Consider the following 14548-nt stretch of genomic DNA (forward strand, 5'->3'; position numbering starts at 1 on the left):
ATGAAATCAGCACTGTTATTTCCACCATTAATGACATTGAAAAAAGGGGATTTTCGTGAATTATACGATCATATTCCAAATGTACAGAGAAAATTTGAAGTAGCTAGTGATGTTCTAGGGATAGATCTTGCCACTCAATTTTTTTCCGAGGATGAACAAATTATAAATACAGGTATTATAGCAAGGCCTAGTATCGTGACTATAACTACTGCATTATATGAATTGCTGAAGGAACAATTAGAGGGAATTGATTATTTTCTTGGCCCAAGTCTAGGACAGGTAACAGCATTTCATTGTAGCGGATGCTTAGATTTTAAAGATACGTTAAATATGGTTCGTACTATGTGTGAACTTGAGGAAATGGAATTTACTAAGGGAATGTATAGTGTATATTTTTTTTATAATATTGATACTAGGATTTTGGAGCGTAGCATTTATAACTTGTGTCAAAAAGGATATATATTAGAGCCTTGTATGCATGCTACATCCAATCAAATGATTGTCAATGGGGACTTTGAGAGTTTAGAAAAATTAAATGAAGAAGTGCGAGAATATGGAGCGCTAGCTGTTAAGATTCCTTACGGTCCTCCTGGGCATTGTTCCTTGCTAGAAAATGTAAAAGAAAAATTTAGTAAAAACTTTATGCCTGGCATTCATCTGAAAAAACCAATTACACCATTAATAAGTAATATTGATGCCACAGAAGTTTTTAATGTGTCAAAAGTAGCTTATGACTTGGCAGAGCAATATACGAACAGTGTGAAATGGTATCAATCGTTGCAGACATTGTCGCAACGTGGAATTAATAGACTGTTTGTATTAGGACCAGGAAATTTTGTATACAAGTCTTTAAAGTTTACAGATATTCCATTTGAAATTGTACCACTTGTAACCTTAGCAGATGTGCAAGGAATAGTAGGCGGATTACAGGGGAAGGGGAAATAGAAAATGAAGGGGATCGTTCTTCCAGGACTAGCTCCGTCTAGTTATCAAGATGTTGGATTTTTCATTAATAATGACTCTTTTGCTATTCAGCGGTTTAAAGAGGCAAGCGAAATATTGGGTTATTCGCTTGTAAATGCTTTTAAGGAAGCTGATGAAACAAGTCAAGAAGTATATGAAGTTTGCTTCCTTGCTAATTCAATTGCATTGTTAGACCACTTTTATAATCGTTATAACTATCAGCCTGATTTAACAATTGGGGTAAGTTTTGGTGGAATGAGTGCAGCGGTACAAACTAATACGATTACTTATGCTGAAGCAGTATGGTTAACACATGAATCGGCAAAGCAGTCAAAAGAGTTCTTTAAGCAGATGAAAGGGGATTATCAAACACATTTTATTTACAACATGTCCTTAAATGAAGCCCAAGCTATTATAAAGGAGTTTCAATCAAAAGGGATGTACTTGGAGTTAGTTGGTTTTTTAGAAAAGGTGGTCTGTCTATGTGGGGATGCAAAGACAATTAATTTACTTAAAGAGAAAGTTAATACGATACCTAAGTGCTCCTCATTACATACTATGAAGCAACCAATTCATAGTGCTCTTTTAAAAGATTTAAATGTACAGTTGAAACAAGAGCTGTTTAATCAAATTAAGTTTAGACCGATGAACACACCAATCATATCTGATGTAAATGGAGATGTGATAACAGATTCTGAATTGTTCAAACAAACTTTATTAGATGGTTATGATAACCCTGTTCGGTGGGATTTGGTAACGGATACAATGAGGAAACAGAAATTAGACCAGACTTTTGTTGTAGGACCAAGGAATTTATTCGCGCAATTACTAAAACGAGATTTTAATATAGTTAGGATTAGTCCGGACGAAATTGAAAACATAGCTACTTTATAATGAAAGATGGGAAGTTATGGTATATAAAATTTATACACCAGAAAAGGTTTATTCTATACAAGAATTTAGAAGAGATACTAAAGCTTACACGAGTTATCTAAAGGAAGTCGGTGTTGTTGCTGGAGAAAGGGTTCTACTTACTGCCGAAAACTCTTACACTTTTCTAATTGCATTCTTTGCCCTAACAGAGCTGGCGGCATCGATTGTTTTGGTAGATTGTCTTACAGGTGAAAAAGAATTAGATGAGATTGTAAGAGATTCTGGAAGTCATGTGTATATTTCGGATCGCACTGTTAATCTATCAACGGAAATTAAGAAAGTTCAATTGAACTATTTAATTGAACGAAACTCGTTTGATTTAGCGGATGATCGTATTAATCCTGCATGGATTAATAAGGAAGATGCTCTTATTTTATATACATCTGGCTCAACTGGTCGGCCTAAAGGAATCGTTAAATCTGGAACCTCTTTTATTTCAAATTTAATGAAGACAATGGATGTCATGCAATACCGAAATGAGGACGTGCTATTGCCTTTAATTCCTTTTACTCATTTTTATGGTTTATCTATTGTGTTTGTGTGGAGAATGATGAAATGTGATTTAGTTCTTTGTAATTATAGAAAGATCCGTTCAATTATAAAAGCAATTACTGAGAGGCAAGTAACTATTGTTGATGGTATTCCTTCCACTTATTATGTTTTGGCTAATATTCTTAAGAATCGAGAGAAACTAAAAAATAGTCTAAAACAATCACGAGTCCGTATGTGGTGTGTTGGAGGAGCACCTTTATCCAAAAGGCTTGGGGATGAGTTTCAGTCTTTGTTAGAAAAGCCCTTATTAGATGGATATGGATTATCTGAACTAGGAAACGTGGCACTTAATGTAAAAGGCCAGGAAGGTGGATGTGGTAAGCCCCTTGAAGGAATAGAAATTAAAGTTGTAGATACAATGGACGAACCGTTATCCCCTGGGGAGATTGGAGAAGTAGTTGTAAAAACACCAGAGGTAATGGAAAAGTATTTAAACCGACCTAACGAAACAAGTTTGGTTTTAGCTAACAGTTGGTTTAAAACAAGTGATTTAGGTTATTTAGATAATGATGGGAATCTTTTTGTTGTTGGTAGAAAAGGGAAAGAGATTATTCGAAAAGGTTATGTTATTCATCCGGCAACAATCGAAAAAAAAATAGAGGATACCTTAGGAATAGTAGGAAAGGTTATTAGTCTTCAAGATGAGAAGAAGGGAGCATATATAATTTTGTTCCTTGAGACTCCTTTAAAGGAAACTAGCCAAGTAAAGAAAGCGGTATTTGAGAATCTCGATTCTTTAGTAAGGCCAGATAAAGTTATTTTTCTGGAGGAATTTTCTTATCTTCCTAATGGAAAAGTAGATCTTGTTGCACTTGAAGTTCAAGCAACAGAATATAGAAAGAATGGAGTGGAGGAAGGCTTATGCAAAGTTTGATGCTGGCGAGCGAGTCACCTGCATTACTAGATGAACGTAAAGAAAATATTATTTCTTGTATACAATATATGAAAATTAATAAGTCGGAAATTTTAGAAATTTTGACAGAAATCAGTACGTATCAAACAGCTGAGAAGGAGTTTGATTGCTCGTTACAAGCTTTAGAAAATGCGATTGATGAAGTAATCCAGAATCAGCCACCAACTATTGATCAAATGTCTGTTTTTATGCCGTCTAATGTCATTTTGTATTCCTATATTTTGTATTTAATAGTTCCATCATTATATGTAAAGAACATCGAATTTCGCGGTTCTAGTTTAGTTATTAATCAGGTTAGAAAACTTCATAATTTATTTAAGCCAGTTCATCAATTACCAATAGAATTAAGAGAGTATTCATATAGGAAATATATTAGGGAGTCGGTCTTAAAAGCAGATGTGGTTTTGTTTACAGGGACTTATCAAAATGCAGAAAATATTAAATTTCAGCTTTCGAGAGATCAGTTATTTATTTTCTTTGGACAAGGTGTAAATCCATTTATATTGACTGATTCTGCAGATTTAAAACAGGCTGTAAGAGATCTGGTTGATGTGAGAATGTTTAATACAGGACAAGATTGTATGGGGCCAGATGTAGTTTATGTACCTGAACGGATTAAAAAAGTTTTTATACAATTATTAAAATCAAAATTAAGTAGTTTAAAATTCGGAGATAATTCTGATAAAGAAGCGGATTATGGATCTATTCATTATACGTCCACGTTAGAATCGATTGCACAATATTTAAATCAAAATAGCCATTATATTATTCATGGTGGCAATATCAATTATAAAGAGAAAGTGATAGAACCAACAGTTTTGCTTAGTTCTTTAAAAGATCAGATTAAGATTGATGAATTCTTTTCACCAATTTTTAATATTGTGAGCTACGAAAACGTGGAAGAAATTAAGGGCGTTTTTGATACGGGTTACTTCCTCGAAAGAGCTATGGGAGCAACTGTGTATGGCGAAGAGCAAAATGATTTGATTACATTTTTGCAGAAAAAACATACTGTTTCGGTCAATCAGACTTTATTTGATATAGAAGATGGTAATACAGCTTTTGGGGGATATGGACCGATGGCCAATTATATTTCTTATCAAGGAGAATTATTCATTCAACCAATTCTCCTTTCGCAAACTTTTAATCAACACTGGAAAAAAAGAGGTGAAAAATGGAGCAAGTAAGTGTATATGAGGCAATTGCAAATGTTTTAAAAGAAAATGAGATAGATACGGTTTATGGGTTACCAAGTGATGATCTTCAATTGATGAATGCTATTGAAGACTGTGGTATTGAATTTTTAGTTAATAAAGATCAGAGAAATGCTGTATTTATGGCAACCGGGTATGCATTAGCTGCCAAAAGACTGGGCGTTTGTATCGTTGGAAAAGGTCCTGCCGTTTCCAATTGTGTAACAGGATTATTGGAGGCGCATTCTCAAAATGCACCTGTATTAATAATAGCATCTGGAACACGGACTCAGACATATGGAAGCCAAAGGGCTTTCCAAGAGACGAACCAGATGTCACTTGTATCACCGTTAGTAAAATGGTGTCATCGAGTAGAAACTCCTGATTCTATCGGTTGGGTTTTAAAAAGAGCATTATTTCTGGCGCTGAATGGAAAACCTGGTCCTATTTATATTGAGATTCCAGAAGATATTGGTGAATTGTATATAAATCTTGAATCAGTACAATTTTCACCAATGCCTATCTCAAGAACTTTACCTAATTTGAAATGTTTAGATAAAGTGAAAGAAAAATTAGTAGAGTCACAACGTCCTCTTTTGTTACTTGGAGGAGGTAGTAAAAGTTTAACTGATAATCATTTACTTACTCAGTTTGCAAATACTATAGGCGCTTCAGTATTTGTTACTGCATCTGGAAGAGGAGCATATGATGAGAATCAAAAGCTGTTTTGTGGATTAGCAGGATTATATTGTCCTAAACAGCTGTTTCCGATTGTACAGGAATCAGATCTTGTAATTACAGTGGGAAGCAAATTAGAGGAAACGGCTTTGTTTGGCTGGGAACAGGCACTCCGAACGAAAGAAGTAATTCAAATTAACATTGTCGAAGAAGATTTCAACTTGGATTTTAGTGGACTAAGACTTGTGGGAGATGTTGGACTGACACTAAAATATCTTATTTCTATAATTCAAGAACCATTGGAAAAAGAAAAGTGGATTGAGCGGATTGAACATCTTAAACAAAGTCTATTAGTAGAGAAGGATGAATATCTTCAAAATGCAAATTATTTAAGTGTAGCGCATGTATTAGAAGGTCTACAATTGTATACACCCTCTAATGCTATATATGTTCATGAAAATGGCTTGCAAGATATGTGGTCCTATTATTTTCCTTATTTAAGTTTAATAGAAGGACAAAATGCAATTGTACCAAGTGAACAAACAAGCCTAGGTTTTGGAGTAAGCGCTGCAGTCGGAGTAGCTAAGGCTAAGATAAATCAACCAGTTGTAGCCTTCGTTGGTGATGGTGCGTTCAATTTATTTCGAAGTGAATTAGAAACTGTTATCAATAACCGAGTACCCGTTATCTATGTGGTATTAAAAAATGGAGGATATGGTTGGTTACAGTTTCAAAATAAAAATAAAGAGAGAAAAAATCCACTCTCTTTTGTTAATCCAAGGCTTCCGCTGGTAGGAATAGAGAATCCGCAACTGGAGGTAATCTCTTTGAGAAGTAAAGATGACGTAGAAGATATCTTTAAAGATGTTTATAAACAATATAATCAAGGGAAAACAGTTATTCTAGAATGTATGATTCAACTTGAGGATGTTCCAGATTCATTAAAAGAAATATATGGAGACTTTCCTAAAAAGGAGGGATTTTAATTGGAAATGGGGACAGTGGACAGAAGGGGTGCTAAGAATGCAAGCGGTCTGGTTACACCTGTGACAATACAAGGGATTGGCTCTTATGTACCAGATGAAGTAATTACAAATGACATGCTGACTAGGACTTTAGAAACGACTGATGAATGGATTCAAACGAAAACAGGTATTAAAGAAAGACGGTTTTTACCAGAGGAACTTGTGACATCAGATATGTGTGTGTATGCTAGCAAGCAGGCAATTAAGGATGCTGGAATTTCAGCAGGGGAGCTTGATGCTATCATTCTAACTACGACTACACCAGATCAGAAATTGCCTTCTACGGCACTTATTATAAAAGAGAAAATGGGTGCTACTAATGCAATTCCCATCGATTTGAATCAAACAGGATGTGCAGGTGGGATTTTCTCTATTATGTTAGGATCTCATTTGTTACAGAATGAAAATATTCATAATGTATTAGTAATTGGGGCAGAAGTGCTATCACGTTGTACGAATCCAGAAGATCGTTCTACAAGAGTATTTTTGGGCGATGCAGCTGGTGCGATGGTCCTTCAGAAAACGAAAGAGGGAAGTGGTATATTATCCTGGAACATTAATTCCGGGTTATCCAATGCAGTGGAAATTACTGGTGGAGGAACGAAGTCATTACAAAATGAAGACATTTATACAAGTCAATTTATTAAAATGAATGGGAGGGAAGTGTGGAAGACGGCTACAAGTAATCTTCCAAATTCTATCTGTTCAGTTATAGAGCTTTCGGGTCTTGAGGTACAAGATATCGATCACTTCATTATTCATCAAGCTAACTTAAATATTATTAAAGAAGCGATGAATGCTGTAGGAGCTTCGATGGATAAAACGACTCTTACGGTACAAGAACAGGGGAATACTGGATCAGCAACAATTTTCTCTGCCTTTAATAAGGCTATGAGTGAAAATAAGATCAAACAAGGGGATTATGTAGTTTTCTCCGCAATTGGAGCTGGTTTTCTTTGGGGTTCAATATGTTTGAAATATATAAAAAATGAAGAAAAGGGGTTTGGAAAATGATTAAATTACAAATAAAAGAGAAACTTGTAGAGATGTATAAGATGTCTATTGATCCTATGGAAATTGGTAATGACACACCTTTATTTGGAAAGGGATCTCCCTACGGTCTTGACTCTATGGATGTATTACTCTTTATTAATGCTCTTAAGAAAGACTATGAATTAAACATTGGGGCAGTTGACATGGCTGTATTTAAGACTATTAATAGTATTGTTAAATATATCGGAGAACAAAAAGGGACAAGTGTAGTCGAATAATAAGAAACCTCCAATTTTTAGAGCTTTTTTAACTGGATCACTGATGTGAGACAGGAATAAAACACCTATGCTACCTGTTCCCTATACTCAATCGGGGACAGGTAGTTAAATTTTTAAAACGGTCGTATGTGATTATAATAATGCATGAAATAATTCGCCTTTTCTAGCACAATAGAATTTATAAGGCGTACCTTTTTTTACAGCTCGCACACTATTTCTTTTTAATTAACAGTCATAAAGGTATTCCGCAAGAGCTCCAGCCATTTGAACAATGTGTTCACATTGCTGATGCTTTATACAACTATACAAAAAAGATGATGAGCTGATTGAAGAGTGTTTATATCTTTGGTTTTGCGATTGTAGCATATTTTAGTAAGAAATAAGTGATTGAGGGGGAGCCCTTGGTCGCTTATTTTTTTGTTTGTAAAAGATTAAAGACCTTAAAAAACTTAAAACCCACTTTTTTTAGGTGGACAAGAGCGACTGGCCGTGCATAGAAGCGGTCAGGGCTTATTTCTGCCACATGCGTGGTTTGAAACAAAAGGGAGTTAGCGAGTAGAGGTCATGTTTTGTTGTACATGGCAGCGACTTGTATGTTGAGAAACCGTCATGCCCCCTCTTTTTTGGGGGAGGCCGAGCTGTGTATCGAAGCGGTTAGGGCTTATTTCTGCCACGTGCGGGGGTTGAAGTAAAGGGAGTTAGCGAGTAGAGGTCCTTCGTTGTGGCAAACTGTATTTGATAGTATAATGAAGGAAGTATATAATGGGGATTTCTCCGTTAGTAGCTGAGGTGAAGAAGTTTGCAAAGAGTGACAAACTGTGTGTTAATTAAGGATAATGAAGTTCTCCTATTACAAAAGCCTCGTCGAAATTGGTGGGTTGCTCCAGGCGGTAAGATGGAGCGCGGGGAAACAGTAAGAGAATCGGTTGTTCGCGAATATCGCGAAGAAACGGGTATTTATTTGAAAAATCCAGCATTAAAAGGTGTCTTCACTTTCGTAATCCAAGAAGGAGACAAGGTAGTTTCCGAATGGATGATGTTTTCTTTCTTAGCGACAGATTTTGCAGGAGAAAATAAACTGCAAAGCGAAGAAGGGATAATAGGCTGGCATACATTTGATAAGATTGATGAGCTGCCAATGGCACCGGGAGATCATCATATTATTGATTATTTAATTAAAGGAAATGGTATTATTTACGGTACATTTGTATATACACCAGATTTTGAATTGCTTTCGTATCGGTTAGATCCAAGTTAAATCATGAGGGGGGATATGATGGACGCGCATAATGATATTAAAATGGTTATTATTACAGGAATGTCCGGAGCGGGAAAAACGGTTGCCTTGCAGAGTTTTGAAGATCTAGGATATTTTTGTGTAGATAATTTACCGCCTATGTTGTTGCCGAAGTTTGTTGAATTAATGGCAGACTCGAAAGGTAAAATGAATAAAGTAGCGCTCGGTATTGATTTACGTGGGCGAGAGTTCTTTGATCACTTGTGGGGAGCGCTTGATGATTTAACAGAACGCACATGGATTATTCCGCATATTTTATTCTTAGATGCAAGAGATAGTACACTTGTAACTCGTTATAAAGAAACAAGGCGTTCACATCCGCTTGCTCCAACGGGTCTCCCGTTAAAAGGAATAGAAGCAGAGCGTTCGTTATTAACAGATATGAAGGCGCGTGCGAATATTGTACTTGATACGTCGGAACTAAAGCCGAAAGAGCTAAGAGAAAAGATTATTCAATTATTCTCAACTGAGGGTGAACAAGCATTTCGTGTAAACGTAATGTCATTTGGATTTAAATATGGTATTCCAATTGATGCTGATTTAGTATTTGATGTTCGTTTTTTACCAAATCCATACTATATTCCACATATGAAGCCATTAACAGGTCTTGACGAGGAAGTATCGTCATATGTGCTGAAATTTAATGAAACGCACAAATTTTTAGAGAAGTTAACAGACCTTATTTCCTTTATGCTTCCGCATTATAAGCGCGAAGGGAAAAGTCAGCTTGTTATTGCTATCGGATGTACAGGAGGACAACATCGATCTGTTACACTTGCAGAATATTTAACGAAACATTTGAAGCAAGAATATACAACTCATGTATCTCATCGTGATGTGGAGAAGAGAAAGGGACATTAAGAGATGGGAAAAGAGAGGAAGCCGAAAATCGTTATTATGGGAGGCGGAACGGGTTTATCCGTTTTGTTGCGCGGTTTAAAAAAGTATCCTGTTGACATTACAGCGATTGTAACGGTTGCTGATGATGGGGGAAGTTCTGGGAGACTTCGTGATGAGTTAGAAATTCCACCTCCTGGAGACATTCGTAATGTACTTGTTGCATTGTCAGATGTGGAGCCTCTTGTGGAGGCGTTATTTCAGCATCGCTTTACATCGGGAGAAGGATTAACAGGACATGCGCTTGGCAATTTATTGTTAGCTGGAATGACAGCTATTACAGGTGATTTCTTCCATGCCATTACGGAAACGAGTAAAGTGTTAAATGTCAGAGGACGTGTACTTCCAGCTGCAAATCAAAGTGTTGTTTTGCATGCAGAATTGGAAGATGGTCAAATTGTAAGCGGAGAATCGAAAATTCCGTATTATGGTAAAAAAATTAACCGTGTCTTTTTAACACCGGGGGAAGTAGAACCGCTTCATGAAACGTTAATGGAAATTCAAAAAGCAGATTTACTTGTATTTGGACCAGGAAGTTTGTATACAAGCATTTTGCCAAATTTAATGGTGAAAAAAATCGGGGATGCAGTTCTTCAAGCGAAAGCGAAGAAAGCATATGTTTGTAATGTTATGACCCAAGCTGGTGAAACAATGGGATATACAGCGTTTGACCATGTGAAAGCATTGCATGATCATCTTGGAGAAGCGTTTATTGATACAGCAATTGTAAACGATGAATTAATTCCATCTAAACTATTAGGACGTTATGCAGAAGAAATGTCGGAGCAGGTTGCAATTGATGAGGAATGTTTTGACGCACATAATATTAAGTTGATTAAAGGTTGTTTAGCAAAGTATGATGATCGCGTTGTTCGTCATGATACGATAAAATTGGCTTCGATTTTATATTCATTAATATAAAATCAAAGCTTGAAAAAGCTTGCATGGTATAAGGCGTTACTTCTTTGAGGTAGCGCTACAAATTCATTTAGGGTAGTAAGTATTGCTAGGAGGTGAAACTGTTGTCCTTTGCATCAGAAACAAAGAAGGAGCTAACAAAGCTCGAAATGAAGGAATGCTGCGAGAAGGCAGAATTGTCAGCATTACTTCGTATGAACGGTTCACTCTCCTTTTCAAACCGTCGTGTAATCATTGACATTCAAACGGAAAACGCAGCGATTGCACGGAGAATTTATACATTATTAAAAAAAGGATATAGCGTGACAGTTGAGCTACTTGTGCGTAAGAAAATGCGCTTAAAGAAAAATAATGTGTACATCGTTCGTTTAGTTGAAAAAGCGCGTGAAATTTTATTAGATTTGCACATTGTACGAGAGGATTTTTCGTTTATTCGTGATATTTCAAAAGAATTAATTGAGAAAAAGTGTTGTAAACGTTCGTACTTACGCGGAGCATTTTTAGCCGGCGGTTCTGTTAATAATCCGGAAACATCATCGTATCATTTAGAAGTTTTCTCGTTATACAAGGAACATAATGATGCAATATGTGAGCTGATGAATGAATTTGCGTTAAACAGTAAGACGTTAGAAAGGCGAAAAGGGTACATTACGTATTTAAAGGAAGCCGAAAAGATTACTGAGTTCTTAAATATTATTGGGGCTCATAGCGCCCTTTTAAGGTTTGAAGATATTCGTATTGTGCGAGATATGCGTAATTCTGTAAATCGTCTTGTGAACTGTGAAACAGCAAACTTAAATAAAACGATTGGTGCAGCTTTAAGACAAATTGAAAACATTCGTTATATTGAAGAGACTGTTGGACTTGATTTTTTACCAGATAAATTACGTGAAATCGCAGAACTGCGTATTAATTATCAAGATGTTACATTGAAAGAACTAGGAGAAATGGTATCTGGGGGAAACATTAGTAAATCGGGTATTAATCATCGTTTGCGTAAAATTGATGACATTGCGGAGAAATTACGCGCTGGTGAAGCGGTTGTAAAAAAATAAAAGGCAAAGGGGAATGGGACAGTGGTTCAAAAACGGATAGAGGTGCTGTTGAAAACTGGATTACAAGCACGTCCGGCAGCGTTGTTTGTACAAGAAGCAAATCGTTTTCAATCTGATATTTTTATGGAGAAAGATGGGAAAACAGTTAATGCTAAAAGTATTATGGGGATTATGAGCTTAGCTGTTGGATCCGGATGTGAAGTTACGATTACAACAGAAGGATCAGATGAGATAGAAGCATTAGCAGCGCTTGTTGCTTATGTGCAAAAAGAACAGTAAAAAGCTATCGCGAATGTGCGATAGCTTTTTACTGTATGTGGAGTGTCTGTGGCTGTCTAACATGGTCGAAGGATCTTTATCCTGCTATTCGTAGGCAGTAAAGACCGGGAAATCACGTGGAAGAAAACTGCTCGTAAAGGCCCGATTGGGCAGGCTTTCCATCAGTGAGAAAAGCGCTGATAAATGAAAAAGAGCTATCATGAATGATAGCTCTTTTGTATACGCGATTAACGGTTTGTAAAGATTTTATCAATTAAGCCGTATTCTAACGCTTTTTCTGCTGTCATGAAGTTGTCACGCTCTGTGTCACGTTCAATTACTTCTAAATCTTGACCTGTACGCTCAGCAAGAATTTTGTTTAGCTTATCGCGTAAGAATAGGATACGTTTTGCAGCGATTTCGATTTCCGTCGCTTGTCCTTGTGCACCGCCAAGTGGTTGATGAATCATAACTTCACTGTTTGGAAGCGCGAAACGTTTTCCTTTTTCACCAGCTGCAAGTAAGAAAGCACCCATAGATGCAGCCATGCCGATGCAAATTGTAGATACGTTTGGTTTAATGAATTGCATTGTATCGTAAATTGCCATACCTGCTGTAATAGATCCACCAGGACTGTTGATATATAGATGAATATCCTTTTCTGGGTCTTGTGATTCTAAGAATAAAAGCTGAGAAACGATTGAGTTTGCTACGTTGTCATCAATTGCGCTGCCAAGCATGATGATGCGGTCTTTTAATAAACGAGAGTAAATATCGTAAGCACGTTCCCCGCGATTTGTTTGTTCAATAACTGTAGGAATTAAATTCATGTGTAACTTCCTCCTTTAACACATTTGTTAGTTTTATAATACAATTATGGTCAATAAAGGTCAAACGAAACCACTTCAGTTTTAAAAAATATGTAGGTGTATCATGTTAATTCGCTATAAATAAGGAATTCCCTTCTTCTGTACCTTCCTCATCATAACCGAATTGTATGAATTTAAACATGCCTATGAAAACCCCTCTTTTTTAGGTGGGTGGGAGCATCTGTTCATGCATAGAAGCGGTCGGTGTAACAATAAATAAAAAAAGAACGCCATTACATATATAAGCGTTCTTTTTCGTACTATTCTTTCAGTAAATACGTTACTTTATTTAAAATTTCCTCTAGCCTCTTGGCGTTGTTTACATACATGTTCGCGGCGGTATGTGATTTCGTTTCTAAAGAAAAGAGTTCAAGATCAGCATGACACTTTTTTAAGGAAGCGAGTAATAACGGTTTGTCTTGGGGAGAAGGCATTTGAATTTTATCGTTGTATATGTCGACAGTTAGTTGACCGTAGGAGTCGACTTGTCCAATGAATACGTTGTCGATTGCAACTCCCATTTTTTCGAGTTCAGTACGAATCCAAGCGCGGTTATGACCGCTTGCGGCAAGAGGTTCATCCATTATGTTTCCATCCATAATAACTGTGTGCGTTTCTTTTTCATTTGGTAGTTTTAATCCGATATCTTTTGCAGTTAATGGTTGTCTGTCTTTCTTTAATAATACGTTTAATTCACCGCTCGGCTCTAATATAGCGAATTCAACATCGGTTATGTTGAATACATCTTTTTTTCGCAGAAGCTCTAGTAGTTCGTCGCTTGTATATTTTTCCTTTTTTAAATTATCTTCGAGTACTTTTCCATCTTTTATAAAAATAGTGGATTTCCCCTCTACAAAATCTCGTACCGTCTTATTTTTTAAGGAAATTAGTCCTGCGAAAAAGGGTATGATAGCAAAAACCAGCATACTGGAAATACCGTGGAAGAAGTTTTGTTCCAACCCTGTCGATACTTCTGCAGCGATATCACCAATTGTCATACCTGCTATGTATTCAAAAAAGGAAAGTTGAGAGATTTGTCTTTTGCCAAGCCATTTCGTAATGGCGAATAAAACAATTAAGACACATAAAGAACGTATAATGACAAGTGGCCATTCTGGTATGTGAATGTTAGGCATGTATATTCCCTCCAGTCTTCCTAAAATCCTTTATATTGTGGCTCTTCTCGTTCTAATGTTGAAACCCGCCCTTGTATATCAGCGATGATACTATCCATTTCTAACATACATTCATGAAAAACGCGCTTTGTTTCTTGGTCAGCAGAGTTTTGTGAAAGGGCACTTAAACTTGCTTGTGCACCTTTCAAACTAGCAAGGCATGTTTTTACGCTTGCAACAACGGTCATGAGAACACCTCTTATCCTTTTGGTTTAAATAATAAAGCTCCAATAAATCCGAAGATAATTGCGGCGGATACACCAGCGCTTGTTACTTTAAACATTCCTGTTATAACGCCAATGATGCCATGCTCAGCCGCTTCTGCCATTGCACCGTGAACGAGAGCGTTCCCAAAGCTTGTAATAGGAACCGTTGCACCTGCTCCGGCAAAATCAATTAATGGTTCATACAAATTAAATCCATCTAATATAGCGCCAATGACAACAAGTGTCGCCATTGTATGAGCAGGAGTAAGTTTGAAGACGTCGAACATAATTTGTCCAATGACACAAATGAGGCCACCAATTACAAAAGCCCAAAAAAAGATCATG

The 14548-nt window shown here is 36.5% G+C and carries 16 protein-coding genes and 1 pseudogene; 13 read left to right on the forward strand and 4 right to left on the reverse strand.

Going from position 1 to position 14548, the window contains the following annotated elements; translation table 11 throughout:
- The 13 genes and pseudogenes from AB1280_RS19795 (at nucleotide 1) to AB1280_RS19855 (ending at nucleotide 11974) form a co-directional block, all read left to right on the forward strand.
- Nucleotides 1-945: an ACP S-malonyltransferase gene (locus AB1280_RS19795; RefSeq protein WP_429756751.1), complete on the forward strand. Its 945-nt coding sequence runs from the start codon at nucleotides 1-3 to the stop codon at nucleotides 943-945.
- A gap of 3 nt (nucleotides 946-948) precedes the next feature.
- Nucleotides 949-1857: a hypothetical protein gene (locus tag AB1280_RS19800; protein ID WP_272189069.1), complete on the forward strand. Its 909-nt coding sequence runs from the start codon at nucleotides 949-951 to the stop codon at nucleotides 1855-1857.
- A gap of 16 nt (nucleotides 1858-1873) precedes the next feature.
- Nucleotides 1874-3322: a class I adenylate-forming enzyme family protein gene (locus tag AB1280_RS19805; RefSeq protein WP_429756752.1), complete on the forward strand. Its 1449-nt coding sequence runs from the start codon at nucleotides 1874-1876 to the stop codon at nucleotides 3320-3322.
- Nucleotides 3310-4548, forward strand: coding sequence for an aldehyde dehydrogenase family protein (locus AB1280_RS19810; RefSeq protein WP_429756753.1), 1239 nt, complete (start codon nucleotides 3310-3312; stop codon nucleotides 4546-4548). Before AB1280_RS19805 ends, AB1280_RS19810 begins: the two co-directional genes overlap by 13 nt.
- Nucleotides 4536-6218: a thiamine pyrophosphate-binding protein gene (locus AB1280_RS19815; RefSeq protein WP_272189072.1), complete on the forward strand. Its 1683-nt coding sequence runs from the start codon at nucleotides 4536-4538 to the stop codon at nucleotides 6216-6218. Before AB1280_RS19810 ends, AB1280_RS19815 begins: the two co-directional genes overlap by 13 nt.
- Nucleotides 6219-6224: 6 nt before the next feature.
- Nucleotides 6225-7271: a 3-oxoacyl-ACP synthase III family protein gene (locus AB1280_RS19820; RefSeq protein WP_429757374.1), complete on the forward strand. Its 1047-nt coding sequence runs from the start codon at nucleotides 6225-6227 to the stop codon at nucleotides 7269-7271.
- Nucleotides 7268-7528 (forward strand): acyl carrier protein, encoded by a 261-nt coding sequence (locus AB1280_RS19825; protein WP_429756754.1) that lies wholly within the window; start codon nucleotides 7268-7270, stop codon nucleotides 7526-7528. Before AB1280_RS19820 ends, AB1280_RS19825 begins: the two co-directional genes overlap by 4 nt.
- A 200-nt stretch (nucleotides 7529-7728) precedes the next feature.
- Nucleotides 7729-7883, forward strand: a pseudogene (locus AB1280_RS19830) (tetratricopeptide repeat protein); the annotation flags it as partial.
- A gap of 444 nt (nucleotides 7884-8327) precedes the next feature.
- Complete coding sequence (locus AB1280_RS19835; RefSeq protein ID WP_272189074.1) at nucleotides 8328-8786, forward strand: NUDIX hydrolase; 459 nt, start codon at nucleotides 8328-8330, stop codon at nucleotides 8784-8786.
- Nucleotides 8787-8804: 18 nt separating this feature from the next.
- Nucleotides 8805-9686, forward strand: a complete 882-nt coding sequence (rapZ, locus tag AB1280_RS19840) for an RNase adapter RapZ (protein WP_272189075.1) — start codon at nucleotides 8805-8807, stop codon at nucleotides 9684-9686.
- Between the two features lie 3 nt (nucleotides 9687-9689).
- Nucleotides 9690-10643, forward strand: coding sequence for a gluconeogenesis factor YvcK family protein (locus tag AB1280_RS19845; RefSeq protein WP_272189076.1), 954 nt, complete (start codon nucleotides 9690-9692; stop codon nucleotides 10641-10643).
- Nucleotides 10644-10744: 101 nt separating this feature from the next.
- Nucleotides 10745-11695 (forward strand): DNA-binding protein WhiA, encoded by a 951-nt coding sequence (whiA, locus tag AB1280_RS19850; protein ID WP_429756755.1) that lies wholly within the window; start codon nucleotides 10745-10747, stop codon nucleotides 11693-11695.
- Nucleotides 11696-11716: 21 nt separating this feature from the next.
- Nucleotides 11717-11974, forward strand: a complete 258-nt coding sequence (locus tag AB1280_RS19855; RefSeq protein WP_429756756.1) for an HPr family phosphocarrier protein — start codon at nucleotides 11717-11719, stop codon at nucleotides 11972-11974.
- 227 nt (nucleotides 11975-12201) lie between these two features.
- On the opposite strand, the gene clpP is transcribed toward AB1280_RS19855, so the two are convergent.
- From clpP to spoVAE, 4 genes are all read right to left on the reverse strand, one after another.
- Nucleotides 12202-12783 (reverse strand): ATP-dependent Clp endopeptidase proteolytic subunit ClpP, encoded by a 582-nt coding sequence (gene clpP / locus AB1280_RS19860; RefSeq protein WP_272189079.1) that lies wholly within the window; start codon nucleotides 12781-12783, stop codon nucleotides 12202-12204.
- Nucleotides 12784-13082: 299 nt separating this feature from the next.
- Nucleotides 13083-13958, reverse strand: a complete 876-nt coding sequence (locus AB1280_RS19865) for a DUF421 domain-containing protein (RefSeq protein ID WP_429756757.1) — start codon at nucleotides 13956-13958, stop codon at nucleotides 13083-13085.
- A gap of 20 nt (nucleotides 13959-13978) precedes the next feature.
- Complete coding sequence (locus AB1280_RS19870) at nucleotides 13979-14185, reverse strand: DUF1657 domain-containing protein (RefSeq protein WP_035430469.1); 207 nt, start codon at nucleotides 14183-14185, stop codon at nucleotides 13979-13981.
- Nucleotides 14186-14196: 11 nt separating this feature from the next.
- Entirely contained in the window at nucleotides 14197-14547 is a 351-nt protein-coding gene (gene spoVAE, locus AB1280_RS19875) for a stage V sporulation protein AE (RefSeq protein ID WP_090915955.1), read from the reverse strand.
- Nucleotide 14548 lies beyond the last annotated feature (1 nt).

It is taken from the genome of Bacillus sp. S10(2024), assembly GCF_050473865.1.
Taxonomy (GTDB): domain Bacteria; phylum Bacillota; class Bacilli; order Bacillales; family Bacillaceae_G; genus Bacillus_A.

Excerpts from the sequence above, each read along its gene's own strand:
- AB1280_RS19795 (WP_429756751.1), top strand. The coding sequence starts at position 1 with ATGAAATCAGCACTGTTATTTCCACCATTAATGACATTGAAAAAAGGG.
- AB1280_RS19800 (WP_272189069.1), top strand. The coding sequence starts at position 949 with ATGAAGGGGATCGTTCTTCCAGGACTAGCTCCGTCTAGTTATCAAGAT.
- AB1280_RS19805 (WP_429756752.1), top strand. The coding sequence starts at position 1,874 with ATGGTATATAAAATTTATACACCAGAAAAGGTTTATTCTATACAAGAA.
- AB1280_RS19810 (WP_429756753.1), top strand. The coding sequence starts at position 3,310 with ATGCAAAGTTTGATGCTGGCGAGCGAGTCACCTGCATTACTAGATGAA.
- AB1280_RS19815 (WP_272189072.1), top strand. The coding sequence starts at position 4,536 with ATGGAGCAAGTAAGTGTATATGAGGCAATTGCAAATGTTTTAAAAGAA.
- AB1280_RS19820 (WP_429757374.1), top strand. The coding sequence starts at position 6,225 with ATGGGGACAGTGGACAGAAGGGGTGCTAAGAATGCAAGCGGTCTGGTT.
- AB1280_RS19825 (WP_429756754.1), top strand. The coding sequence starts at position 7,268 with ATGATTAAATTACAAATAAAAGAGAAACTTGTAGAGATGTATAAGATG.
- rapZ (WP_272189075.1), top strand. The coding sequence starts at position 8,805 with ATGGACGCGCATAATGATATTAAAATGGTTATTATTACAGGAATGTCC.
- AB1280_RS19845 (WP_272189076.1), top strand. The coding sequence starts at position 9,690 with ATGGGAAAAGAGAGGAAGCCGAAAATCGTTATTATGGGAGGCGGAACG.
- clpP (WP_272189079.1), bottom strand. The coding sequence starts at position 12,783 with ATGAATTTAATTCCTACAGTTATTGAACAAACAAATCGCGGGGAACGT.
- AB1280_RS19865 (WP_429756757.1), bottom strand. The coding sequence starts at position 13,958 with ATGCCTAACATTCACATACCAGAATGGCCACTTGTCATTATACGTTCT.
- AB1280_RS19870 (WP_035430469.1), bottom strand. The coding sequence starts at position 14,185 with ATGACCGTTGTTGCAAGCGTAAAAACATGCCTTGCTAGTTTGAAAGGT.
- spoVAE (WP_090915955.1), bottom strand. The coding sequence starts at position 14,547 with ATGATCTTTTTTTGGGCTTTTGTAATTGGTGGCCTCATTTGTGTCATT.